Source organism: Mesorhizobium sp. P2_F7, from assembly GCF_056403695.1.
In genome coordinates, this window is the sequence record NZ_JBFUFA010000009.1 from 168,256 (window position 1) to 190,305 (window position 22,050).

Genomic DNA, 22,050 nt, shown 5'->3' on the forward strand with positions numbered 1-22,050 from the left:
GACCGGGCAACTATTCCGGCGACGGCACAGGCGGCCTCGTCGTCAACGCGGCGCCGAAGGCGGCGACGACCACGGCGGCGATGCCCGCGCATTGCAGCGGGCTCAGGATTTCATGCAGGAACAGGAAGCCGGCCAGCGCGCCCAGCGCCGGCTCCAGGCAGGTCAGCGTGCCGTAGAGCCTGGCCGGCATGCGGGTCAGCGCCACCATCTCCAGCCAGAATGGCAACGCGCTGGAGAACAGCCCGACCAGCAGCGCGCTGACCAGGATCGCGGGTGCGACCAGGCCGGAACCCGCCTCGGCAATGCCGAACGGCAAGGCGATGGCGGCGGCGATGATCAGCCCGTAAGCGGTTGTCTGGCTGCCGAGCTCGGCGCCCGCCTTTTGCGCAAAGACGATGTAGAGCGCCCAGCAGCCGCCGGCGGCAAGCGCCAGCATCACGCCGATCGGGTCGAGCGCGTTGCCGGAATGGATGAAGGGCGACAACAGCAATATGCCGGCGACGGCCAGCGCCACCCAGACAAAGTCGCTGGCGCGCCGCGACGACAGCGTAGCCACCAACAGCGGGCCTGAGAATTCGAGCGCCACCGCGACGCCGAGCGGGATTCTGGCAAGGGCGGCATAGAACAGCAAATTCAACGCCGCGAGGTTGACGCCATAGGCGATGAGCCAAGGCAGTACGGCGCGCGACGGTCGCACCCGCCACGGCCGCAACACCGCCGCCAGCATCAGCGCGCCCACGACCAGCCGCAGCGCTGTGGTGCCATTGGCGCCGATCAGCGGAAACAGGCTCTTGGCAAAGGTGGCGCCGATCTGGATCGACACCATGGCGCCAAGCAGCGCGCCAATCGGCAAGGCTCTCGCTTCGGCTCCGGCGATTGGCGTCGGCGTCAATTCTGTCTCCTCCGCAACGGCGCGACCAGCGGGCCACAGCGCAGGCACGGGATAGGAGCAACGGGCCTGGCTGTCGTGTGGCACGGCTGGGTCGTTGATGGGGCAAGAGGTGGAAGCTTTCACCTCCCCCTTGTGGGGAGGTCGGACCAAAGGTCCGGGTGGGAGGGGTTGGCGCAGACGTTGCAGGATGTTCCTCGCCCCCACGCGAGTGGGGGAGAGGTGGCGCGGCGCAGCCGCGACGGAGAGGGGGATGGCGCGGCCTTCAACGAGAGAGAAATCACCAACGCCGCAGCCCCCTCTCCGTCCGCTTCGCGGCCACCTCTCCCCCGCTTTGCGGGGGCGAGGAAACCAAGACTGGCGAGGTCACTCCACCCCATAAACCAAACTCACCCGTCCGTCCGAAAGCGCCTCGGCCTTGCGCAGTTCCAGTCTGTGCCTGGCGTGCACTGCGCCGAACAGCGCCTTGCCGTCGCCGGCAAGCAGCGGATAGACGATGAGCCTGATTTCATCGACCAGCCCGGCCTCGATGAGGCTGGCGGTGATGCGGGCGCCGCCCATGAGGTAGATGTCCTTGCCGGGCTGCTGCTTGAGTGCGGCGATGTCATCGAGACTGCGCAGGAAGCGCGTCGAGGCCCAGGCCGCCGACGTCATGGTGTTCGACAGCACATAGTGCGGGGTTTTCGCGGCAAAGCGGGCCCATTCGAGTTCGGCCGGGTCGACCAGCTTGCCGGTCATCGGCAGCGGCTGGTCCGGCTCGTTCTCAAGGATCGCGCTCCAGTAGCGCTCGTAGCCGGCATACATGACGCCGCCGAGCAGGCAGGCATCGATCCCGGGCATCAGGCCGTATTCCTCCGACCAGTTGTCGACCCAGTCGGCGAAACCTTCAGGTCCCTCCATCTTGCCGTCGATGGAGATCTTCATTCCGGTGATCAATTTGCGCATGACTTCCTCCTTCAGGCTTGCGGGATGCAAGCACGTTGCTTGGTTTCATCGGTGGTGAATGCGAGCCCCCAGGGCGGAGGCTACGCGGTCGTTGCGAGATGGCCGATCGGCGCCATCCCCTTTGCACCCGTCCCTTGGCGTGGGGACGTGGCGGTCAGTGGTGGTCCATATCCATCTGGTCTGTCAGGCAAAGGACATCGCGGTAGGCGCAGAGATCGTCGATGAGCGGCTTTTCGTCGGCCAGTATTTTCGCCCTCTCCGTCTCGCCGACGAGCTGGATCATGTAGCTCTGCTCGGCGTTGCCTTGCCTGTCGATGAAGGGATTGAGCAGGCTGGAGGGATTGGCAAGGTCCGGCGCCGCGCCGATGTCCTCATTGGTGACGCCGGCGGCATAGAACATCAGATGCGGCATCGGCATGGTGTGAACCTTCATGTCGGGCGGGCCGATGGTGCGCATGACTGGACCCACCATGTAGGACAGGCCTGCCTTGTCGGGCGTTTTGTAGGTCTTGTTGTCGTAGCGCTTCTGGATTTCAGCCTTCAGCGCGGCAGCGTCCATGCCCTCGGCGCGAAGCCTGGCAGCATCCATGATCACCTTGAGATAGGTGCTGGTGCCGGCGGCGTCGTAGCAGAGGGGAAAATAGATGTCGTTGCGGAAGTCGCCGAGTTCCCAGGCAGTGCGTTCGACAATACAGGTCAAAGCACTCGTGCCTTGCCGGGCAAGCTGATAGCCCTTCGCGGGATCGAGCAGATAGACGGTCGCCTTGTCGCGCAAGGCCGGGGGCAAGGCGCTGAGCGCATAGCGGGTTTCGAGTTGGGCCGGCATCCGGTCGATGGTCGTGTCGGCTGCCCGCGCTGCCGACTGGCCGGCAAGACCGATTGTTATAGCCAAGCCGATTGTTCTGAATGCACGCATTGTCTCTCTCCAATGTTGGGACGTGTTTCATCGGTCCTCGCGCCGGCATCCGGCGCGAGGTCAGGCAGAAATGCTTAGGTCAGGTCAGGCCGGCAGGCGCTGGTCGTAGTCGGTCATGAGACGGTTCCAGCCGTTCCAGAACGTTTCCGGCTTCTCGCCCGTCATGCGGGCCGCCAGAATATCGAGATGTATGTGCCAGCCGGCGGCATGCATCAGCAGGCTCGAGCGGTCGGGCAGGCGGCGGTGAATAACGGTGAGCAGGACATCGTCGCCACGCTGCGCCAATTCGAAGGTGACATTGCCGCTGCCGCTCCAGGTGATGGTGAGCTTGCGCGGCGGGTCGTATTCGACAATGCGGCTCTGCATCCGGTGCTCATCACCGAAGCCGGCCGGCCTTTCGCCGGGCGGGTCGGTGAGCTCGTCATTGCGCCAGACGAGTTCGAAGGACGAACCTTCCCTCTCCTCCATGTCGCCGGCGGCCATCCACTGGCGGCGCAGATCGCTCTGTGTCAGATATTCCCAGACGCGCTCCCTGGTTCCGGGCAAAAGCCGTTCGATCCTCAAAGTGGCGGGTTGGATCAACTGGCCGTAGCCGTCGAAGTTCATCTGGTTCATTGGTCTTCTCCCTCGGATGATGTTGGCCTGGGTGATGTCGGTAGGAGTGATGTCGGTTGGGGTGATTCAGGCTTGGACGATTCTGGCTTTGCCGGCACCGGCGCTGCCGGCGTTTTGCGCTCCTCGCGCAAAAGCTGTTCGAGGACATCGAGGCGGCTGTTCCAGAAACGCGAGTATTGGGCGAGCCACTCATAGGCGGTGGCCAGCGGGCGGGCCTCGAGGCGGCAGACATGGGTGCGGCCGCGCACTTCGCGCCGGATCAGCCCGGCATGCTCCAGCGCCTTGATGTGCTTGGAGGCGGCGGCCAGCGACATGGCAAAGGGTTCGGCCAGCTGGCTCACCGTGCGCTCGCCACCGGCGAGGCTGTTGAGCATGTTGCGGCGCGTGGCGTCGCTAAGGGCGTGAAAAACCTGGTCCATCTGGGGCGTCTCTAATTCAACCATGTAGTTGAATATAGATGCAGGCTTTTGGATAGTCAACCATTTGGTTGAATGTTTTTTGGGGACGTTGATAAGGCTTGGGTTCCTCGCCCCCACGAAGGTGGGGGAGAGGTGGCGCGGCGAAGCCGCGACGGAGAGGGGAATGGCGCGGCCTTGAACGAATTCAGAGGGAACCCGCCACCGTCGCAGCCCCCTCTCCGTCCGCTTCGCGGACACCTCTCCCCCGCTTTGCGGGGGCGAGGAACCCAAGACTGGAGAGGGTCGCGCAGACCCCGACCCCGCTCCGCTTCGCGGATCGACCCTCCCCACAAGGGGGAGGGTAAAGTGCCCTCACCCCGCCATCGCCAGCGGAACCGGGCTCTTATTCGGGATCTGGATATCGATTTCCAGCGTCGACATGGTCTCGCCGCGGTCCATCGAGACTTGCAGATAGTCCTGGTCGATCTGCACATGCTTGGCGATCACCGCCATGATCTCCTCGCGCAGGATGGAGACGAGGTCGGGCTGGCTGCGGTTGCGGCGCTCGTAGGCGAGCAGCACTTGCAGCCGTTCGCGCGCCACCGGCGCGCTGGTGCGCCGCTTGAAGATGTCGAGCAGGTTCATGCCGCCCTCCTTCCCAGCAGACGGTCGAGGAAGCCCTTGCGTTCGAAGGGAACGATGACCGGCAGTTGTTCGCCCTCGAGCCGCTTTGCGGCATCGATGTAAGCCTTGGCGGCGGCATTGAGCGGCTCCGACAATGTCACCGGCGAGCCGAGGTTGGAGGCCCTAAGCACATCCTGGCTTTCCGGGATGATGCCGAGCAGCGGCGTCGAGAGAATCTCCAGCACGTCGTCGATCGACAGCATTTCGCCGCGCGCGGCACGGGCCGCATCGTAGCGCGTGACCAGCACATGCTTGGCGATCTGCTCGCCCTGTTCGGCGCGCAGAGTGCGAGCGTCGAGCAGGCCGATGATGCGATCGGAATCGCGCACCGAGCTCACCTCAGGATTGGTGACGATGACCGCCTCGTCGGCAAAGCGCATGGCGAGCTGCGCGCCGCGCTCGATGCCGGCCGGGCTGTCGCAGAACACATAGTCGAAGACCGAGCGCAGCTTGCCGATGACCTCGGCCACGCCCTCCTCGGTCAGCGCATCCTTGTCGCGCGTCTGCGAGGCCGGCAGCAGGAACAGCGTTTCCACCCGCTTGTCGCGGATCAGAGCCTGCGACAGCTTTGCCGAGCCCTGGATGACGTTGACGAGGTCGAACACCACGCGCCGCTCGGCGCCCATGATCAGGTCGAGATTGCGCAAGCCGACGTCGAAATCGACCAGCGCCACCTTCTTGCCGGTCTTGGCGACCGCCGCCCCCAGAGCCGCGGTCGAGGTCGTCTTGCCGACGCCCCCCTTGCCCGAGGTGACCACCACTACCTTGCCCATCAAAAAAGCCTCCGTTGTTGTTCGTTATGTCGCCGCGCCCGCCGCATTAGCTGAAAGGGGCGATGCGCAGCATGCCGTTGTCGAGAAATGCCTGCACAGGCTTGCCCCGGACTGACGGGTCCATCTCCTCGGCGGTGCAGTACCAGCCGTCCACGGACAGGAGCTCTGCCTCGTTGCGGCGGCAGAAGACGCGAGCGGCCGTGTTGCCTTGAGCGCCGGCGGAAGCGCGGCCGCGCAGCGTGCCATAGACATGGATCGAGCCGGTGGCGACGATCTCGGAGCCGGAGGCGACCGAGCCCAGCACGATGACATCGCCATGCGGATGAAAGATCAGCTGCCCCGAGCGGATCGGCGAGCGGATCATCAACGTGCCGGCGTCCGGCGCGGCAATCTTGGCATCGTGCGACAACGGCTTGGCATCGCCCGCCCCCTTCAAATCACTCGAAGCCTTCAAATCGCCTGCCTTCAGATCCGCCTTCGCGTCACTTGCCGGCTTCATATCGCTAGCCGCCTCATCCGCCCTGCCCGCCTTGCGGCTCGGCTGCAGCAGCCCGTCGGTGGTCGCCTCCTTGGCGCCGACCAGCACCGGCGGCAGATGCGCGCCAAGCTCGGCGCCGCCGTCGAGTTCCATGGCATAGACGCGGATGCCGCGCTGGCCGAGCACACCGACCAGCGCTTCGATGGCGACGACATCGGGCTTCAGCACGTTCAGATCGAGCACCACCGGGCGCCCGGCAAAATAACCCGGCGAATTGCCGATCCAGCGATCCAGGCTCTCCAGCCAAACATCCAAAGGCGCCTCCGGCGTCAGCGTGAAAGCGACGAAGGAGCGGGCGCGAAAGCGAATGGATTTGGCCTCGAGGGGAGCGGCAAAGGTCACGGCGGGCGATTCCTTACTGAGAGGTAAACGCTAGCGGTGGTATGGTTAATGAAAGGTTAACGGGCGACACATTGCAGTGCGTCGCAGCAGGTCTCCACAGGGCCGAGAGCGGCCGGACCGCTTCGGTTTGGGGGAAGCGATAGCAAACATTCACGATGCAATCGCAATGTGTCCGGCCCTCGGTGATCTTTGCTCATTTCCGATGGCAGCACCCGCATCCATGCTGGATCAGTTGCGTGGGATGTTCCTCACATCGGAAGATCCGGGCTATTCTCCGCAAAGTATTCATGACTATCGGCATTTTCTGTGGCTTGCGGTGGGTTTTCAACCGCGAGTAGCTTGGCGGAATTTTGACCACCAGAGGAATAGTCGTCTGTGAAGACGACGACCTCAAAGTGACTAATTTCGTGTACAATCGTTCCAGATCTTGAATCCGTTCCTTTCAGAGCGGCTGACCAGAACTTTTGACAAACAAAGATATTATAAGGTTGATCACGGAACACATACGCATAGACTCCCGGTCCGCAGACGCTGCCGTGGCATCCAAACGATATTGCTTTGTTTGCAAGAGCATCCGCAATCTTCGAGAAATTTCCAGTGGCCTTTGCGTACAGTCCTGCGGTATGCGCCCCAAACCATGTCAGATATCGTTGGGAATTCGGTTGCTGGGCAGAAGGCGTGCCCTGCAAAACCTGCAGGGCAGCCGAGGCTATGTTGTTTGCTTCCGCCAGCGCAGCGCCAATATCGTCCTGTTGAGAGCTGTCACACTGGTCGAATTTGGGTGCCGACAGCGGTATCCGTTCCGGAGGAATTCGACCGGATAGAAGCCTGAACGTGGCGGCGTTGCTCAGAACCTGGGCGCGTCTCAGGGCACCTTGAGGGCCAACCAGCAGACCCACTCTCTCTGTATCATAGGTAACCGCATAGTTCCCTGCTTCATAGATGGCGTAGTACAATGACAGATCGACGGGCACCGAAATCGATCGTCCGGGTTCGATGTTGATAAAGTCAGCCTCGGTGGGTTCTGCTCGCTTGACCAAAGGGCCAATATACTGAATTGGCTGCGACCCTCTCGTCACTGAAAAAATTTCGCCCGAGACGCCGTCGATCGGCGTGGTCCACCTGAGCAGCCTGATCGGGCTGCGTGACCGGTTCGTGATAGTAACGTCAATAATTAGGGGGGTATCGTTTCCAAAAGAAGTCAGGCGCGATTGCAGAACTATCTCAATTTCCTGATTCTGCTGCGCAAAGGCCAGAGGAATGATGCTAAAGAAGGCAGAAATTAAAAACACCATATTTCGAATAATGTTTGACATTTTGCGCTCCTGTGTAACCACGATTAGACTCTATTGTTTCGTCTACATGAGTTTTTAGTTTGCCAACGAATATCAGGATCACCAACAGCTGATCTGGCAATCAGGAATGAAATTGCGGCAGACAGGGGACTACAACTTACCACAAATTCACCAATTCAGAAACACGATGTCCCCGACCTCGAATGACATCGATTTTCACTGGCGCCTTTTTTGGCGTGGTATAAGATGAATCGCTACTTTCCCATCAAGCTCCATCCGAGGGGGGCCATTATGAGCGAGCGTTGGAAAGGCATAATCACCAGCTGCGCGATATTGAGGTATTGTGCCCTGGTTTGTGGGTTCTTTTTTGCTTTCAGCGGCACTGCTTTGGCGGATTCATGCGGAACAGAGGCTACTCATGGCTGGAACGTCAATAATAATCCTCCGGCCGAAGATCGTCAGGCAATCCAAGATCTTTTGTCCCGCTATGCCTGGACGATCGACGAAAGAAATGCACCCGCGTTCACCGCTCTCTTTGCGGAGCCGAGATCGTCCTACTATCAGATTTGCAGTTCAGGCAACAGTATCCTAAAGTTGAAACTCGGCCTTGGCGCAGAGTCAGCAACCGATCTCCTCGGGCAGATGACGATAATACTTAAGAAACTTGAAGATGATAAACTCCAGACCCGGCATCTCGTGACCAACACCTTGTTCGATGTGATTGACGGCAAGACAGTGAATACCAAATCGATAGTCCTGGTCACTCTGCAGGACTCCCACTCTCCGGCACCCGTTCTTGACTATTCGGCGGATGCTCGTGCCTCTTTCGTAAAGGGCGATGACGACATCTGGCGATTTCAATCGCTCACAGTCTACGCCGACTATGTTGCTGGCTCTATCGCAGCGAAGAAGCGATGACGCCTAAAGATCGGCCATGGGTTCACTGGCACGTTCCAGTGGGCTGAAATGCGTGCCGTTGCGCTGATCGCTGCTGTCCTCGGCACTGCGTTTCTCCTGTTGTCCGGGACGATCGGACATGAAGCTTTCGTATCGACGCCGCGAGCCGGCGAGAGGCAAGGTTCCGATCAGGCCGGGGTGATTTGCAGCAAGGCGAGCGGCTGCGTGGCGTCACCATTGCCACGCGGTTCCGCTGTCGAACTGCTGCGTCCTCGCGCCGTCTCTTTCGCTGCCGCTGAACTCGATGGGAAGGCGTTCGCCGAAGCCGTTACGCGATGGAACCCTGACATCTTCTGGGCGCCAGCCTCAAAGAGCACCGATGTCATAACCAGGTCTGGCGATGAAGCACGGGCGGTGTTCGGTCCTATTCCCTACGGCGATTGCGACAGCCCTCAAATGAAGGTCATCCCACTGGAAGTTGACGGCAATGTCGTCGACCTCAAGCCCAATCCGACAAAACCGGGCTCTCCGCTGGAGTTCGAGCACAGGAATGAGAACGGAGCGGTGGTGAAATGGACGGCGACATTGCCTAGATGCGACAAGCCTTCGCTAACCGGCAGCTCAACCTACTGTGGGCTGAACTCACGTGCGGTAAGGGTTGTGCGCGGCAACGTGGAATGGCTGTTCCTCTGCAGAAAATCCAATATCAGCCAGGAGGTCAGCACCGATCCCTACTGGACGCGGTCGGATCCGAGATTTTCTGTCTTCGGCACCATCGGGTTCAATCGGAAATCCGGAGAAATCATCTTCTTCGACGGCCGCAAGGACCAGAGCGAGTTCGATTGGTCAAAGCCCTTCATTCCGCCAGGCGGGCGCAGCTATTCCGACGACGTCGGAAGGGTTGCGGCGGAGAATCTCTACGATCCGACGTTCCAGATCTCGTGCCATGCATGCCATGACAACAAAAGCCCCTATGTGATCGATCCGCACATCGAACAGAGCAGGGTCGGTTTCCGTTCAGCCGGCGATTCCAAATTAACCGCCTTCAGCCTGGGAGATTTTCTACCGCACCGGCCGCGGTTGCCGGGCGCGCCGTTCCGCGTGGTCGGCTCCGGTTACACCAGCACCTATCCCAATGAACTTGGCCAAGCGAGGACGGTCGAAGATCCGACCGGAAACTGCACAAGCTGCCACACGCTTACCACACAAATCACCGGTCGCCGCTTCGCCGCGGACGCGGTGGGGCATGAACCTACGGTCACGTCGCCAACCTGGGTTCAATTGCTCGAGCTGCACGAGGAACAGACCGTCTACGCCGCGATAGAAGCACATCGGACGGACTGGGCGGTCGGCAGCGGCGGTATCCATCCCTGGATGGTGCCGGGGTCCGGCAATGACCTGTCCTCCGGCACGCCGCGATTGAGCTTGGAAGACTGGCGCAAGCTGAGCGACTGTCTGTGGGGAGCCGGCGGTTCTGAGTGTGGCTATCGCCCACTCTACACGCGCTGCCCGGCGCCGGAGGCCCAGGATGAAGGCTCTTCGCTCGCCGATGCCAAGATTCAGGTTTTGCCTGCACCGCCCGGAGAGGACGTCAGGACGCGTGTCGTTCGCGTAAGCTGGACCTTTCGCAACAGCTACGGTGGTGTTCCCGAGCGCGACGATATCAGGATCAATGTGGCAGTCAGCGCGGGCGCGATTCCGGCAAACGGGGATCCGCCGCAAAGTGGCGAATATCCTGGCATCGAGCAGGCAAAGGGCGCCAACGTCAAGGCTATCTCCGGTCCAGTCGGTTCAGCCGGCTCCAGCTTGTTGGTCGAGAATGTTTCGTTTGCCGGTCACAAGAAATGGAGCGATCCGGCGCCGTCGATGTCCCCGCGCACCTTCCAAATCGATCTGCCCGGTGAATGCAACCGACGCACCTTGGTTCGTTTGGTGCCCAAACGGTTCTGCTTCGACCAGAGCCAAGCGGCATTTGGCGAGGCAGACCATTTGATCTACGCCGATGTTCAGTGTGGCGAGCTTCAATGATTGACGCCGTCGAAAGCGACTGGTGAGCACCGGGATTTGCGATAACATGACTGGGTGCTACATGGTCGCCGCACTAAGGAGGGCCCCGGAGCGTGACCACGCCGGTTCCATTGGCTAGCCCGATCTTGCCCGGCAGTCCGGCGAAGTCTGTTGCGGAACGGCGTTATCTCACCATCCTGTTTTGCGACATGGTGGGGTCAACCGAATATGCCGACCGCCTGGATCCCGAGGATTTCCAACACCTGATTGAGAGCTTTCTGCAGACCTGCAGCAGCGTCGTCCGGCGCCACAAGGGTGTGACGGCCAGTTACATCGGCGACGCCATCCAGGCCTATTTCGGCTATCCAATCGCTGGTGAGGACGACAGCGAGTTCGCGGTGCTGGCGGCACTCGAGATCGTCGATGCGGTGGCCGCCATCGCGGCAAATCAGGGATATCCGCTGCAAGTCAGGTTGGGTATCGCGAGCGGCCAGGTTGTGGTGGGGGAGTTCGTCGGAGCGCCGAGCGGCTTGTCCACCGTCGCCTTCGGCCACGTCGCGCATCTGGCGGCACGGCTGCAGGTACTGGCCAAGCCGAATACGATCCTTGTCGACGCGGCGACCTTTGAGGCCGCGAGCGGCGCGATTGATTTCACCAAGTTCGGCAAACATGAGCTGAAGGGATTCGCCGAACCGGTCCAGGTGTGGCAGGTGCAAAGGGCACGCATGGTGCCGACCCGCTTTGCGAAGCGGGCGCGTATGACCAAGCTGTGCGGCCGCAACGCCGAATTACGACTGCTGATGGAGCGCTGGGAGACCGTCGTGCGCGACAGGCGCGGCAATGCGGTGTTGGTCTCGGGAGAGTCGGGAATCGGCAAATCCCGGCTGCTCAACGAGATCCAGCAGCGCCTGCGCAGCTTTCCGCAACTGACCATGCAATGTTCTCCGACCTTTGAGAACAGCACCCTTTATCCATTCCTAGCGGAGTTGCAGAGGATTGCAACGATCGAGGACGGCGACTCGACCGACGACAAGCTGCGAAAGCTCCGCAACGGATTGTCGATAGGCTCGGTGTCCAGCGACATCGCGCTGGCGATCTTCTCAGGCCTGCTCGGGATGCCGACGACAACGCCGGACCGGCTCGAAGGGATAAGCGCCGAACGACAGCGCAACATTGCCGAACAAGCGTTCATCGATTTGGTCAGTTATTTGGCGCGCACTACCCCGATCCTGATCTTGTTCGAAGACGAGCAATGGGCCGATGCGACCTCGCGCGACCTTCTCGACAAAATCGTCGCCAGCCTGGCGTCGACACCTGCCCTCTTGCTTGTGTCCAGCAGGAACAACGCAAGCGTTCCATGGATCGACGGTCCTGACGGGCACCACATCAGACTTGAAGCGCTCAGCCGAGAGGACGCTGAAGCGATTGTCCATGACATCAGTCCGAATGCGCTCGCTGCTGACGTGGCAGTGGTGCTCGATCGCGGTGAAGGCGTCCCTCTCTATATTGAAGAGCTTACTCGCAGCGTCGTCGAGACAGGGTTGCGCCTGGACGTATCGCAGCCCAAGCGTCTGTCACTCACGAACAACATTCCAAACTCTCTGCAGTTCTCGTTGCTTGCCCGCCTCGACAGGCTGGGGCCTGCCAAGGAAGTCGCGCAGGTGGCGGCGGCGATCGGCCGCGAATTCGATTTCGACATACTGCGCGAGATTTGCGATTGGCCTGAAGCGCAGTTGCGTACTGCGGTTGGTGAGCTGATGCGCACGGGGCTGATCGTAGCCGAGAGAGGGACAGCCGGAGCGGGCTTTTCGTTCACCCACGTGCTGCTCCAGCAGGCGGCCAGAGGCACGATGCTGCACGAACGTGCGCAACAGATTCACAAATTGATTGCCGAATGCATCGAGCTACGCGACCCCAATGCAGCGTTTGCCTATCCCGAAGTGCTCGCCGAGCATTTCGCCGATGCCGGTCTGTTCGATCGCGCCGCTGACTACTGGCTGCAGGCAGGGCTGAAGGCAGCCAAGACCTGGGCGAAAGCTGACGCAGTGCGTATCTTCAGGAAGGGGCTCGAAGCCGCGAAACTCTTGCCCGATTCCGACGATCGTAGCCGCAGGCTGCTTCGCTTCGAACTGGAACTGGGCGATGTGCTCTACACGGCGCTCGGTTATGTGACGGGCGAAGGCAGTGCCGCGTATCAGCGAGCCATAGTGCTGAGCGGAAAGCTTGGCGAACTGGAAGCGACGATCAGGGCGCTCGACGGGCTTTTCGGTACACATTTCAACTCAGGGCAGTTTGGCAAGGCGCTTGCGGCCAGTGATGAGTTAATTCGGGTCGGCGAGGAGGATGGCTACCTGAACGCGCTCGTAATAGGTCTGCAGTTCAAGGGCATGAGCCTGTTCTGTCAGGGCGAGCTGGCGGCAGCCCGGCAATATCTTGAGCGCGCTCTCAGCCACAAAGGCAGCGCAGACAAGGTCGGCAGCGACTTTCCCAGTATGGCGATGATCTACCTTTCGTGGACCTTGCATATTCTGGGGTATCGCCGGCAAGCGCTGAAACTCTACCTCGAGGCGGAGGCGACCGTCCGGCAGCAGTCCGCCTATCGCCTGGCCGCCTGTCTGGGAAATGGGTGCGTGTTGTTTGCCTTCCGCGAGGAGAGCAGGGAGATCGCTCGCCTGGTGGATGAACTTCTGCCCTTGGCGCAGGAAAACGGCTTCAATCTCTGGACAAGGGTGGCGCGCTTTTTTGGCGGCCTGGCTGCATCGAGCCTCGATGACAGTCTGGTGGGAAGCCATATGATGGCATTGACCGAGAGTGACCTTGAAGATGAGGAAGTCGACAAATCGTGTTATCTAGGCTTGCTGGCCAAGGCTTTCATCAACTCTGGACAATTCGATATTGCGGCAGAGACCGTCGAGAAAGGTCTGCGCGAGGCCGAAAAGATTGGCGAGCATTACTTTACAGCCGCCTTGCTTCGCATTCGCGGTGAGATCGAACTTGCAAATGGCATCGGCGACAGAGCGGCGGAGGCTTCTTTCCGCGAGGCTATTGCCTTTGCGCGGCAGCAGAGCGCCAGGAGCTGGGAGTTGCAGGCGACCAATAGTCTGGCAAAGCTGTTGCGGTCACAGGGTAGGTTCGAAGAGGCTCGCGCGGAATTGCGGGAGGTCAACGATTGGTTCATCGCAGCAGACGTTGAGTGACTAACGGCACATCGCGTCTCTGCCGGCGACGTAAAAGAGCGCGACTTCGGCAACATCGCGATCCTCGGTGCAACGGCAACTTACGGTTTTTTACGCAGACCAACGTCCGCTTTCGGGTAGCGATGGCTTTGACCTGAATGGCCGGCATGGGGCGCTTTGCTGTCATTCGCAGTTGCAGAGAATGACGGCCAATGTTGCGACCGCCAAAGTGTACCAGCGAGGCTCTCCAAATGCCCCCATTCCCCGGCCACGAGCAAGGCAAGCCGCAATCGCGACGATCGCAGCGCGACAAGTGTCGGCGCAGATTGTTGGAAATAATCATGTATTACCGCGCACCTAATACTTGCGCACCGGCATCCGCCGCGTAATGTCGTCGTGGGACGGTTTTTTGTCGGGGGGAATTTGTGAAGCGCATTATCGCTGCTGGCTGGCCTCGCAGGATGCGCCACACCGCCCGACAAGATCGCGGGCGTTCCGAATTCCGGCCCCTGCACCGAGGCCGACAGACAGCGCCTTGCCGTCATATCGAACCAGCAGAACAAGTCGGCATCCGGCGACGCGCTCGACGTGTTCCTGATCTGCGTGCCGCTTGCGTCGATGTCGGGAGGCGACCACGAGGCCGAGATTGCGATTCTCAAGGGGCACTGCGGGGCGCCGAAGACGTAAGTGCGGATCATTGAGCCGGGCAAGTTCACAGGAGGTGAGTGGTGAGACAAGAGCATAGCAGGCGCGCAGCCAAAGCAAGCGCCGCAATCGGCGCGCTGGTACTGGCAAGCATATTCCTTGCGGGATGCACTACAGTCTCGACCGCCAACAAGGACGGATGGCAGAACAAGACCACCGCTGTGCCGCTCGACGAGGCGATGAGGCGACAGGGCTTCATGCCGGCGAGTATGGACTGCCGGATCGATGGCCGCCAGATTTATGGGTCCAAGTTTACCTGGAAGCCCAACCCGAAGAACAAGCGCTGGGAGTGGCAAGTCGGCGAACCGAATTTCGTCGCGGCCAATAGAGCTGCTATGCTGAAACTGGGACTTCACCGTGTGTCCCACAAGAGCGTTCGCGACCCCACTACCGGCGAAACGGTTGAATGCGCAATCTGGACGAATTAGTCGGCAAACGTGGCGAGTTGCGGCCCTGACCGGTCTTTTCATCCTTCTTGCGCAAACAAGTCGGTATCTCGGTCGTTGAGTTTCCGGATCGTGTTGCCGATCAGGATTTCGTTCCCCGCCTCCCCTTGAGGCTCCGCGCTGCCTGCTCGATCGCGGCGCGGCGGTGCCCAGGCGATCGATCAGGTCCTGCGCTTCGTCGCCCGATATGCCGGTGCGCACCGCCAGTTCCTCGACCGTCAGGACGTCGGTGCTGGCGATCTCTCTGGTTTGCGGCAGCGCGTCGTCGGCCGTCAGCGGCAAAGCGGGTTCCCTGTCTATTTCGGCCTCGGCCCGGTGCCAGTGATGCTCGGGATCGCCGCCGCCTTCGCGCTCCCAGATCTGGTATGCGCGGTCGCTGATCTTGTCGTTGCGGTCGTCGGTCATCGCCAAGCAGCCTCCAGAACCTGGTTCAAGGCCTCCCTCAACTCACCTGCCCGGCGAACGCGACCCGCCATGCCGAACATGCTTAACGCCGGAGCAGCTTGTCGTGTTACGATTGCCGGCCGGCATCCCTCAAGCCAACGCGGCTGCAAGTGCCGGCTCGTGAACCAAACATGCGGGCGAGCTGACGGCAGAAGATTTTCCTGCCTCAGAGTTTCGCAAAGCGGGGAGACGTTGATGAGCGCAAGGGGCCGATTTTTCCGTAGCCTGGTGGCTGTCCTGTTTGCCGGTGTCTTCTGGGCGGATGCCGCCCATGCGCAGGATGCAGGGTGTACGTTCGAGCCGGTGGCCGGTACGTCCCGACAGATTCTGAGATGTCGGGAAGGCCTTGCCGTCATTGTGGAAGGTGGCGCTCGTTTTACGCTGGAGGATCGCGATCGAAATGGCAGTCCCGACGCGGTCAGGTTGCGGCGCAAGGCGCTGCTGCTCGATGCTCCGGCCGGCGCGGTCCAGGGTGGCTTCGCGGTTATCACCCCGCAGGCGATCGCCGCGGTGCGCGGCACAAAATGGGCAGTCGACGTTGGCAATGGCAAGACGTCTGTTTTCGTCCTGAGAGGTCGCGTCGCCGTGCAAAGACCGGCATCCACCGCCGTCGTGGTCCTCGCACCGGGCGATGGCGTGGACGTCGAGGCCGGGACAGGCAAACTCATCGTCAAGCGCTGGCCGGCCAAGCGCGTTTCCGCATTGCTGGCCCGTTTCGGCCAGTGAGCTTGCCCAGTGAGCTTGCCCAATGAGCTTGCCCAATGAGCTTGCAATGAGCCGACGAGGGCTTCCGACGCTGATCGCGCTCATTCTGGCGGGTCTTTGGGGCGCCGGCCTGGGCTTTGCGCACTGGCACGGCAATTTCTGGTTTCTCGATCGCGTCGAGGCAACGATGACCGACCTTCGAACGCTTGTTCGAGGAACGGCAAAGCCGCCGGAGCTGATCACCATTGTCGCAATTGACGATGAAACGGTGCGGCGCGAGGGCAGCTATCCCCTCAACCGCGCAACGCTTGCCCGGATCATCGATACGATCGAGCCGCTCGGGCCGAAAGCCATTGCGCTCGACCTGCTGCTGGTCGACCCCGGGGCAAAAGACACTGACGAGGCGCTCGCGCGTTCGCTGAGCAGGAGTAGAAGCGTAATCGCTGCAGCGGCGATCTACCCCGGAGGCAAACAATGGACGATGGCCGTGGGCGAAGGACCCCTCGCCCGCGTGCCGAATGCCGAGCGGTTTCTGTGGCCCCTGACAGCGTTTTCGGACGCCGCCGCTGTCGGCGTCGTGAACGTGGTCACCGACAGGACGGGAACGCCCCGGTTCGTGCCGTTGCTGTTTCGGGCCGGAGATCAGTTGCAAGCGTCCTTCTCCTTGCGTGTTGCCGCCATGGCGGCGGGAGAGGACCCTGGAATTGCGCCCGATGATCTATCGCTGGACGGACGGTCGATCCGTACGGACATTGGCCACATCCTGCCTCTGACATTCTATGGCCCGCGCGGCACGATCCGCACGATCAGCGCCACGAACGTGCTAGAGGGCCAATTCGATCCCGGCGCTATCCGGGGTCGAATTGTCTTGATAGGAGCGACCGCAACCGGCACCGGCGATGTCTTCCCGACACCGTTCGATCCCATACTGCCGGGCGTCGAGGTCATGTCGACGGCGATTGCCCATCTAATGGCCGGCGACGGAATCGTGCGCGACCAGAACGTTCGCCTTGCAGACGCGGGCTTTGCAGTGGCGCTGCCCATGCTTCTTGTCGGCCTGTTGGCGTGGCGCCGAAACGCTATCGGCCTCGCGGCGGTCGCCGGCGTGGTCCTGATCTGGGTCGTGGTCAACATGACCGCTTTCCTGCACCATATCTGGCTGAGCGCCGCGCTGCCGATGACCGCTGCCGTTCCGCCGGCAATCCTGTTTGGGGCAGCGCAGCTTTGGCTGGGCAGGAGCCGGGCCCAATATTTCGCCACGCAGAGCCAATTGCTTCAACGCGTTGAAGCGCCAGGACTGGGGGCATGGCTCGCCAAGCATGGCGACTTCCTCTCGGAACCGGTCCGGACAGAAGCCGCCATCCTGTTCATCGACCTGTCCGGCTTCACCGGACTGAGTGAAACATTTGGACTGAGCGCCACACGCGAACTCCTGAACAATTTTCACGCGTTGGTGGACGAAGAAGTGACAGACTGTGGTGGCGTTGTCACGAGTTTCATGGGTGACGGCGCCATGATCCTGTTCGGCCTGCCGGAACCGGCGACAGACGACGCCTTCAATGCTGCCCGCTGTTGTGTCGGGCTCTCCAGCCGCACCAACGATTGGCTTGCCTCGTTGCCTGCGTCGACCGCATCCCGGATCGGCTTCAAGATTGGAGCGCATCATGGAACAATCGTGGCCTCACGACTCGGCGGCGAAGGGCGTCAGCACATCGCGGCAATCGGCGACACCGTCAACGTTGCAAGTCGCTTGATGGAGATCGCTGCCGGCCAGAATGCTGAAGTGGCGGTGAGTGACGAAATGCTTGTTGTCGCCGGTCGCGACTGCGCGTTGTTCAAATCCGGTGCTTTAAGAGGACCTGTGGAGACACAGATCCGTGGGCGATCCGGCTCGCTCGCAATCTGGCTTTGGCAGGGTGCGCGGGCGCCGCAGTAGATCCGGCCCCGTGGTCAATGTCGCGCCATCCATATCCCTTCGCCAAGCCTCTGGCGCCATGAGGCCCCCGATCAAGACGTGCGCCGCCCTTTCCCCTTGAGGCTCCGCGCTGCCTGCTCAACCGCCGCCCGATCTGTGCCCAAGCGGTCGATCAGGTCCTGCGCTTCGTCGCCCGATATGCCGGTGCGCACGGCCAGTTCCTCGACGGTCAGGACGTCGGTGCTGGCGATCTCACGGGTTTGCGGCAGCGCGTCGTCTGCTGTCAGCGGCAAAGCGGCCTCCCTGTCGATTTCGGCCTCGGCCCGGTGCCAGTGGTGCTCGGGATCGCCACCGCCCTCGCGCTCCCAGATCTGGTAAGCGCGCTTCTGGATCTTCTCGTGCCGTTCGTCACCCATCGTCGTTCCTCCCTGGTGTCAGGGAAGAACGCCGCGACGATGAGATTGATCCAAAGAATTTGCGTGATCGAAATGGCCACGGATCGCAAGCGATTCAAGCAGCCCGCGCGCGCCTACTCGCACTGACGCCTCGGCCCGCCGGAATAGGGCTGGTAGCTGTTGTCCTCGGGACGGTACGAGCGGTAGCGGCTGAAGCAGGATTCGACGTGGTCGTCCGAAAGGTCCGCTGTTGCCACCAGAGGGCCGGCGCCAACATAGCTGACTTCGGCGGCTTGCTGCGCACCTTGGTCGGCGGCACTGGTTTCAAGATAGGGCGAGACGCAGGGGCGCTGCTGTCCGCTGTAGGACATATAGCTGTTGTCGTCAGGATTGTACGAGCGGTAGCGGTCCGCGCACCAGCTGACATGGGCAGCCGGCAGCCTGGCCTGCTGCTCGCCCCCATCGGGCGCCACCGCGCCTGTGCTGGTCGGGTCCGGCGACTGCATCCTGGCGGAGGCGTCGGGTGCCGCGGGCTGCGCGGCGGCCACGCGCTCCAGCCCCGGCGCGGCCTTGTCCACCTTCTGTGCGTCCTTGGTCCACAATTGCGAGACACTGTCGGCGGGCCTGGCCTGCTGCACGGGCTTGGCGACAATCAGCCAGGCGGCGAAAGCCAGCCCGCTGGCAAAGACCGCAAGGGTCAGGATGAAGCCTGCCATCAGTGCCAAAACCGCTTTCATCACACACTCCTTGCGCCCCAGCTAATAGAATGCGGAGCATCGGGACTGGTTCCAGCACGCAAGCGTTTGGCGAAGGGCCAGCAACTGGAGCGGCAGACGATGCTCAAGGCAGCGGGCCCAGGCGCCTCAAACCGGCAACGTCACTCGCACCATCATGTCGTTCTCGGCCGCCAGCAGTGCGGCCACCATCTCCTTGTCGCGCTGGCGCTGCTGCAGGTGGAGCGTCACCAGCCGGTCCAGCGAGAACGCGCCGGCGCCTGATATGGCCAGCACGAACATGCCGCCTGATATGGCAAGGTCCTTTTCGAAGTGCAGCAGTTCGCTCTGGCTGGCGAGGTTGGTGTGGAACAGCGTGGCCGTCGCCAAGCAAAACAGGCCAAGGCCGACAGCGCCGAGGCGGGTGAGCAGGCCGGATGCGATAGAGAGCCCTGCTCCGAACTGCAGCGCGAGCGTGGCGACGAACAGCGGCAGGCCGATGCCTTGGGGTGCCATCGCCTTGGCGGCGGCGTCGAAATGGGTGGCCAGCGTCAGGCCTTCGTGCAGGAACAGCACGGATAAGAGCAGGCGGCCGGCAAGCAGGGTGGTGTCCTTGAGGTGGTATTTTGCGGCGAGTTGGTGAAGCTTCGCGGCGTGGTCGGTGAATAGCATGGTCTGGCTCCGGAATTTGAGGGCAGGCAGGCGCCGCGTGCCCGGTTTGGGTACGCAGGACCTGCGCTGGCTGTGGTGTCTGGGGGGCCGGAGCCAGCCTGAGGGAAGCATGCCGGCTCCGGCTTTTTGGGCACCGGCCACGGGCGCCCAAACTGGGGTGGGTTGGGTTGAGGTCGGCGCCAAGGCCCCCCACTCCGTCTCGGCTTCGCCGAGCCACCTCTCCCCCCGCTCCGCGGAGGGAGAGGAAATGCTAACCGCCACGGTCGCTGCCTTGAAAGGCTTGGCATTTCCTCTCCCCCATGGACATGTGAGAGGTGGCCGCGAAGCGGACGGAGTGGGGCTGGCTCCGCTATATGCGATTGCCCCGCTCCGCGCAGGGAGAGGAAATGCCCGGCCCTACTGCGTCACCTTGGTGGCGATTGCCTTCTGCAAGTCCTCAAGTTCCTCGCAGCCGGCGGGGCACAGTTTCTGCAGCGAGGCCAGCTGCTCGTTGGCCTTGGCCATGTCGCCGGTCTCGACATAGAGCTCGCCCAGATATTCGCGGGCGGCCTTGTGGTCGGGTTTCAGCTCCAGCGCCTTGTTGTAGTAGGTCAGCGCGGTGGTGAAGTCGCCGGTCTTGCGCAGCGTGAAGCCGAGCAGGTTATAGACGTCGGCCTGCTGGTTGTCCTGCGCGAGATCACGCAGGTCGGCCAGCGCGCCCTTGTAGTCCTTGACCGCGATCTTGGCCTGGACGGCGGTGAGGTCGGGCGCGTCAGTACCTTCGATGTCGTCCACCGCATAGGCCGGCATGATGGTGGCCACGGGAACCACGGTCAGCACCGCAATGGCGCCGAGCAGGCCGAACAGGGCGTTTCTGCCCAGACAGGATTGTTTCATCGTCTTTCTCGCTTGAGTTGGGAGCTCGCGCTCAAATCTGGACTGGAGTGAAGCCATAGGCATTGCCGTCTTTGACAAACACGCCGGTGCCGGGGAACGGGAAGTGCGACCCGGAAATGCGAATGTTATCGGCGATCACCCGATCGATGATCTTGTGGCGGGTCGTGATCGCCGTCGGCCCGTCCTGGTCGTAGCTGCCCTGCCACTCCGGATGCGGCGCCAGAAGCGCCGGCACATACATGGTGTCGGCCGAGATCATCAGCTGTTCCTTGCCGGAATTGGCGAGGTAGACCGAATGGCCCGGCGTGTGGCCGGGGGCGGCGATGATCTGGATGCCGGGCACGACCTCGGCGCCGTCATCGACCAGCTTCCAGTTCTTCCATTTCGGAAAATTCTCGGCGATGCGCTTGCCCGCCGGCTTGCGGCCTTCGGGCAGCTTGGCCAGCCGGCTCGGGTCGGTCCACCAGTTGTATTCGGTGGCGTTGACGATCAGTTCGGCATTGGGGAACACCGGCGCGTTGGTGCCTTTCTCCATCAGGCCCCAGACATGGTCGGGATGGAAATGCGAGATCATGATGGTGTCGATCGCCTTGTAGTCGATGCCGGCGGCGGCCATGTTGGCCGGCAGATGCGTGGCGTTGGTCTGCCACTGGCCAACGCCCGAGCCGGCATCCATCATGATCAGCTTGCCGTCCATTTTGAGCACGACGACGGTGAGCGGGATCGGCATGAATTCGGTGGTCAGCCCCGCTTTGGCGAGCGCTGCCTTGGTGTCGTCGACCGAGACATCCCTAATGAAGGCCGGGTCATGCGGCTTGCGCCAAATGCCGTCATAGATGGCGGTGACCTCGATATCGCCGACCTTGTATTTGTAGAAGCCGATCGACGGCTCGACCGGTGTTTCGGCGAAGGCAGGCCCGGTGAATTCGAGCTTGCCGGCAAGGCCGAAGGCGGCTGCCGCGAGCGTGGTTCCAAGCAATGTGCGACGTGTCATTGTGAACATGGGTAATCTCCTGTGGCGTTGCGGGTGGTGCGGGTGATTGACGGAGAGCCAAAGCCCCATGGCTCCCCGTCCTGCTGCGGTTGAGGCGGCGCCGTCGGGATCCGGCGCCGGCGCCCATGAACTCAGTTGCCCCAGATGCCCTGGCCCGGTTCGTCCGCAGCAGATTTCGTCGTCGCCTTCATGCCATGGCGGACCATGTCCTGCCTGGCGGTCGAGGCGGTGTAGGTGTTGTCGATGGTCGCAACCGTCTGGCTGGCGGCGCGCGAACCATAATGGTCGCTGCCGGCAAAGGCGCAGGTGGTGGCGATGAGGACCGCCGCGGCGGTGAGAGCGATGTTCTTCATGTCGATGGCTCCTGATCGGTCAGTGTCGGGGTTGGGTCCGGAGCGCGCTCAGCGGCCCCAGATGCTGTCGCGGTTGTGCTGGTCAATGATGTCTTGCACCGAGCCCTGCTTCGGCCCCGTCGTCACCTTGGTGTCGACGCCGTTCTGGTGTGTTGTGTAGGGAATTGACGCAGTGGCGTCGGTGTCGACGGCAGGCTGGTTGGCCTTGTTGGTGAAATGGTCACTGCCGGCAAAGGCAGCGCTTGAGGCAAGCAGCATCGCAGCCACGCTGAAAGCGAGCTTGGTCATGTCCAAAATTCCTTGTTTCGTTTCTTTGGGTCGCGGGCTGGAATGGCCCCGCTGATAACAAGACCCGGA

22 protein-coding genes are annotated in these 22,050 nt (G+C 61.8%); 5 read left to right on the plus strand and 17 right to left on the minus strand.

Features of this window, described 5'->3' with window-relative positions:
• Positions 1-10 precede the first annotated feature (10 nt).
• From AC1DZ8_RS25270 to AC1DZ8_RS25310, 9 genes are all read right to left on the minus strand, one after another.
• Positions 11-892 carry an EamA family transporter gene (locus tag AC1DZ8_RS25270; RefSeq protein ID WP_477310722.1) on the minus strand — a complete coding sequence of 294 codons (882 nt, stop codon included), beginning with the start codon at positions 890-892 and terminating at the stop codon, positions 11-13.
• 363 nt (positions 893-1,255) lie between these two features.
• Positions 1,256-1,834 carry a dihydrofolate reductase family protein gene (locus AC1DZ8_RS25275; RefSeq protein ID WP_477310720.1) on the minus strand — a complete coding sequence of 193 codons (579 nt, stop codon included), beginning with the start codon at positions 1,832-1,834 and terminating at the stop codon, positions 1,256-1,258.
• A 154-nt stretch (positions 1,835-1,988) separates the two neighbouring features.
• A complete protein-coding gene (locus tag AC1DZ8_RS25280; protein WP_477310718.1) occupies positions 1,989-2,750 on the minus strand; it encodes a hypothetical protein in 762 nt (253 codons plus the stop codon).
• Between the two features lie 84 nt (positions 2,751-2,834).
• On the minus strand, positions 2,835-3,365 hold the full coding sequence (locus AC1DZ8_RS25285) for an SRPBCC family protein (RefSeq protein ID WP_477310716.1): 531 nt from the start codon (positions 3,363-3,365) through the stop codon (positions 2,835-2,837).
• Positions 3,362-3,808 (minus strand): ArsR/SmtB family transcription factor, encoded by a 447-nt coding sequence (locus tag AC1DZ8_RS25290; protein ID WP_477310739.1) that lies wholly within the window; start codon positions 3,806-3,808, stop codon positions 3,362-3,364. The genes AC1DZ8_RS25285 and AC1DZ8_RS25290 overlap by 4 nt, the downstream gene beginning before the upstream one ends.
• 327 nt (positions 3,809-4,135) lie before the next feature.
• Positions 4,136-4,408: a cell division topological specificity factor MinE gene (gene minE, locus AC1DZ8_RS25295; RefSeq protein ID WP_112560940.1), complete on the minus strand. Its 273-nt coding sequence runs from the start codon at positions 4,406-4,408 to the stop codon at positions 4,136-4,138.
• Positions 4,405-5,220, minus strand: a complete 816-nt coding sequence (gene minD / locus AC1DZ8_RS25300; RefSeq protein ID WP_029869303.1) for a septum site-determining protein MinD — start codon at positions 5,218-5,220, stop codon at positions 4,405-4,407. The genes minE and minD overlap by 4 nt, the downstream gene beginning before the upstream one ends.
• A 46-nt stretch (positions 5,221-5,266) precedes the next feature.
• A complete protein-coding gene (gene minC / locus AC1DZ8_RS25305) occupies positions 5,267-6,100 on the minus strand; it encodes a septum site-determining protein MinC (RefSeq protein ID WP_477401808.1) in 834 nt (277 codons plus the stop codon).
• 248 nt (positions 6,101-6,348) lie between these two features.
• Positions 6,349-7,416 carry a M35 family metallo-endopeptidase gene (locus AC1DZ8_RS25310; RefSeq protein WP_477309942.1) on the minus strand — a complete coding sequence of 356 codons (1,068 nt, stop codon included), beginning with the start codon at positions 7,414-7,416 and terminating at the stop codon, positions 6,349-6,351.
• Positions 7,417-7,686: 270 nt separating this feature from the next.
• On the opposite strand from AC1DZ8_RS25310, the gene AC1DZ8_RS25315 reads away from it, so the two are divergent.
• From AC1DZ8_RS25315 to AC1DZ8_RS25325, 3 genes are all read left to right on the plus strand, one after another.
• The gene (locus AC1DZ8_RS25315; RefSeq protein WP_477309943.1) at positions 7,687-8,313 is read left to right on the plus strand and encodes a nuclear transport factor 2 family protein; all 627 of its coding nucleotides are present in this window, start codon (positions 7,687-7,689) and stop codon (positions 8,311-8,313) included.
• A 48-nt stretch (positions 8,314-8,361) separates the two neighbouring features.
• Complete coding sequence (locus tag AC1DZ8_RS25320) at positions 8,362-10,320, plus strand: hypothetical protein (protein ID WP_477309944.1); 1,959 nt, start codon at positions 8,362-8,364, stop codon at positions 10,318-10,320.
• A gap of 92 nt (positions 10,321-10,412) precedes the next feature.
• Positions 10,413-13,496, plus strand: a complete 3,084-nt coding sequence (locus AC1DZ8_RS25325; protein WP_477309945.1) for an ATP-binding protein — start codon at positions 10,413-10,415, stop codon at positions 13,494-13,496.
• A gap of 80 nt (positions 13,497-13,576) precedes the next feature.
• Here AC1DZ8_RS25325 and AC1DZ8_RS25330 read toward each other — a convergent pair whose 3' ends face one another.
• Positions 13,577-15,031: a DUF2934 domain-containing protein gene (locus AC1DZ8_RS25330; protein WP_477401810.1), complete on the minus strand. Its 1,455-nt coding sequence runs from the start codon at positions 15,029-15,031 to the stop codon at positions 13,577-13,579.
• Positions 15,032-15,265: 234 nt separating this feature from the next.
• On the opposite strand from AC1DZ8_RS25330, the gene AC1DZ8_RS25335 reads away from it, so the two are divergent.
• Together AC1DZ8_RS25335 and AC1DZ8_RS25340 are read left to right on the plus strand one after the other, a co-directional pair.
• Entirely contained in the window at positions 15,266-15,796 is a 531-nt protein-coding gene (locus AC1DZ8_RS25335) for a FecR domain-containing protein (RefSeq protein WP_477309947.1), read from the plus strand.
• Positions 15,797-15,842: 46 nt separating this feature from the next.
• Positions 15,843-17,711 (plus strand): CHASE2 domain-containing protein, encoded by a 1,869-nt coding sequence (locus tag AC1DZ8_RS25340; RefSeq protein WP_477309948.1) that lies wholly within the window; start codon positions 15,843-15,845, stop codon positions 17,709-17,711.
• A 71-nt stretch (positions 17,712-17,782) separates the two neighbouring features.
• On the opposite strand, the gene AC1DZ8_RS25345 is transcribed toward AC1DZ8_RS25340, so the two are convergent.
• The 7 genes from AC1DZ8_RS25345 to AC1DZ8_RS25375 all read right to left on the minus strand — a co-directional run bounded on the left by AC1DZ8_RS25345 (position 17,783) and on the right by AC1DZ8_RS25375 (position 21,981).
• Positions 17,783-18,106 (minus strand): DUF2934 domain-containing protein, encoded by a 324-nt coding sequence (locus AC1DZ8_RS25345; RefSeq protein WP_477309949.1) that lies wholly within the window; start codon positions 18,104-18,106, stop codon positions 17,783-17,785.
• A gap of 113 nt (positions 18,107-18,219) precedes the next feature.
• Complete coding sequence (locus AC1DZ8_RS25350) at positions 18,220-18,825, minus strand: BA14K family protein (RefSeq protein ID WP_477309950.1); 606 nt, start codon at positions 18,823-18,825, stop codon at positions 18,220-18,222.
• Positions 18,826-18,948: 123 nt separating this feature from the next.
• Positions 18,949-19,470, minus strand: a complete 522-nt coding sequence (locus tag AC1DZ8_RS25355) for a DoxX family protein (protein WP_477309951.1) — start codon at positions 19,468-19,470, stop codon at positions 18,949-18,951.
• A 396-nt stretch (positions 19,471-19,866) separates the two neighbouring features.
• Positions 19,867-20,346 (minus strand): tetratricopeptide repeat protein, encoded by a 480-nt coding sequence (locus AC1DZ8_RS25360; RefSeq protein ID WP_477401813.1) that lies wholly within the window; start codon positions 20,344-20,346, stop codon positions 19,867-19,869.
• A gap of 31 nt (positions 20,347-20,377) precedes the next feature.
• A complete protein-coding gene (locus AC1DZ8_RS25365) occupies positions 20,378-21,349 on the minus strand; it encodes an MBL fold metallo-hydrolase (protein WP_477309953.1) in 972 nt (323 codons plus the stop codon).
• 122 nt (positions 21,350-21,471) lie between these two features.
• Positions 21,472-21,693 carry a DUF680 domain-containing protein gene (locus AC1DZ8_RS25370; RefSeq protein ID WP_477309954.1) on the minus strand — a complete coding sequence of 74 codons (222 nt, stop codon included), beginning with the start codon at positions 21,691-21,693 and terminating at the stop codon, positions 21,472-21,474.
• Positions 21,694-21,741: 48 nt separating this feature from the next.
• Positions 21,742-21,981 (minus strand): DUF680 domain-containing protein, encoded by a 240-nt coding sequence (locus AC1DZ8_RS25375; protein WP_477309955.1) that lies wholly within the window; start codon positions 21,979-21,981, stop codon positions 21,742-21,744.
• Between the last annotated feature and the right edge of the window lie 69 nt (positions 21,982-22,050).

Bases quoted from the DNA above. Each gene is read 5' to 3' on its own strand.
- AC1DZ8_RS25340 (WP_477309948.1), top strand. From the start codon at position 15,843: ATGAGCCGACGAGGGCTTCCGACGCTGATCGCGCTCATTCTGGCGGGT.
- AC1DZ8_RS25355 (WP_477309951.1), bottom strand. From the start codon at position 19,470: ATGCTATTCACCGACCACGCCGCGAAGCTTCACCAACTCGCCGCAAAA.
- AC1DZ8_RS25365 (WP_477309953.1), bottom strand. From the start codon at position 21,349: ATGTTCACAATGACACGTCGCACATTGCTTGGAACCACGCTCGCGGCA.
- AC1DZ8_RS25330 (WP_477401810.1), bottom strand. From the start codon at position 15,031: ATGACCGACGACCGCAACGACAAGATCAGCGACCGCGCATACCAGATC.
- AC1DZ8_RS25320 (WP_477309944.1), top strand. From the start codon at position 8,362: ATGCGTGCCGTTGCGCTGATCGCTGCTGTCCTCGGCACTGCGTTTCTC.
- AC1DZ8_RS25275 (WP_477310720.1), bottom strand. From the start codon at position 1,834: ATGCGCAAATTGATCACCGGAATGAAGATCTCCATCGACGGCAAGATG.
- AC1DZ8_RS25315 (WP_477309943.1), top strand. From the start codon at position 7,687: ATGAGCGAGCGTTGGAAAGGCATAATCACCAGCTGCGCGATATTGAGG.
- AC1DZ8_RS25335 (WP_477309947.1), top strand. From the start codon at position 15,266: ATGAGCGCAAGGGGCCGATTTTTCCGTAGCCTGGTGGCTGTCCTGTTT.
- AC1DZ8_RS25290 (WP_477310739.1), bottom strand. From the start codon at position 3,808: ATGGTTGAATTAGAGACGCCCCAGATGGACCAGGTTTTTCACGCCCTT.
- AC1DZ8_RS25310 (WP_477309942.1), bottom strand. From the start codon at position 7,416: ATGTCAAACATTATTCGAAATATGGTGTTTTTAATTTCTGCCTTCTTT.
- AC1DZ8_RS25375 (WP_477309955.1), bottom strand. From the start codon at position 21,981: ATGACCAAGCTCGCTTTCAGCGTGGCTGCGATGCTGCTTGCCTCAAGC.
- minD (WP_029869303.1), bottom strand. From the start codon at position 5,220: ATGGGCAAGGTAGTGGTGGTCACCTCGGGCAAGGGGGGCGTCGGCAAG.
- minE (WP_112560940.1), bottom strand. From the start codon at position 4,408: ATGAACCTGCTCGACATCTTCAAGCGGCGCACCAGCGCGCCGGTGGCG.
- AC1DZ8_RS25280 (WP_477310718.1), bottom strand. From the start codon at position 2,750: ATGCGTGCATTCAGAACAATCGGCTTGGCTATAACAATCGGTCTTGCC.
- AC1DZ8_RS25360 (WP_477401813.1), bottom strand. From the start codon at position 20,346: ATGAAACAATCCTGTCTGGGCAGAAACGCCCTGTTCGGCCTGCTCGGC.
- AC1DZ8_RS25285 (WP_477310716.1), bottom strand. From the start codon at position 3,365: ATGAACCAGATGAACTTCGACGGCTACGGCCAGTTGATCCAACCCGCC.
- AC1DZ8_RS25345 (WP_477309949.1), bottom strand. From the start codon at position 18,106: ATGGGTGACGAACGGCACGAGAAGATCCAGAAGCGCGCTTACCAGATC.
- AC1DZ8_RS25370 (WP_477309954.1), bottom strand. From the start codon at position 21,693: ATGAAGAACATCGCTCTCACCGCCGCGGCGGTCCTCATCGCCACCACC.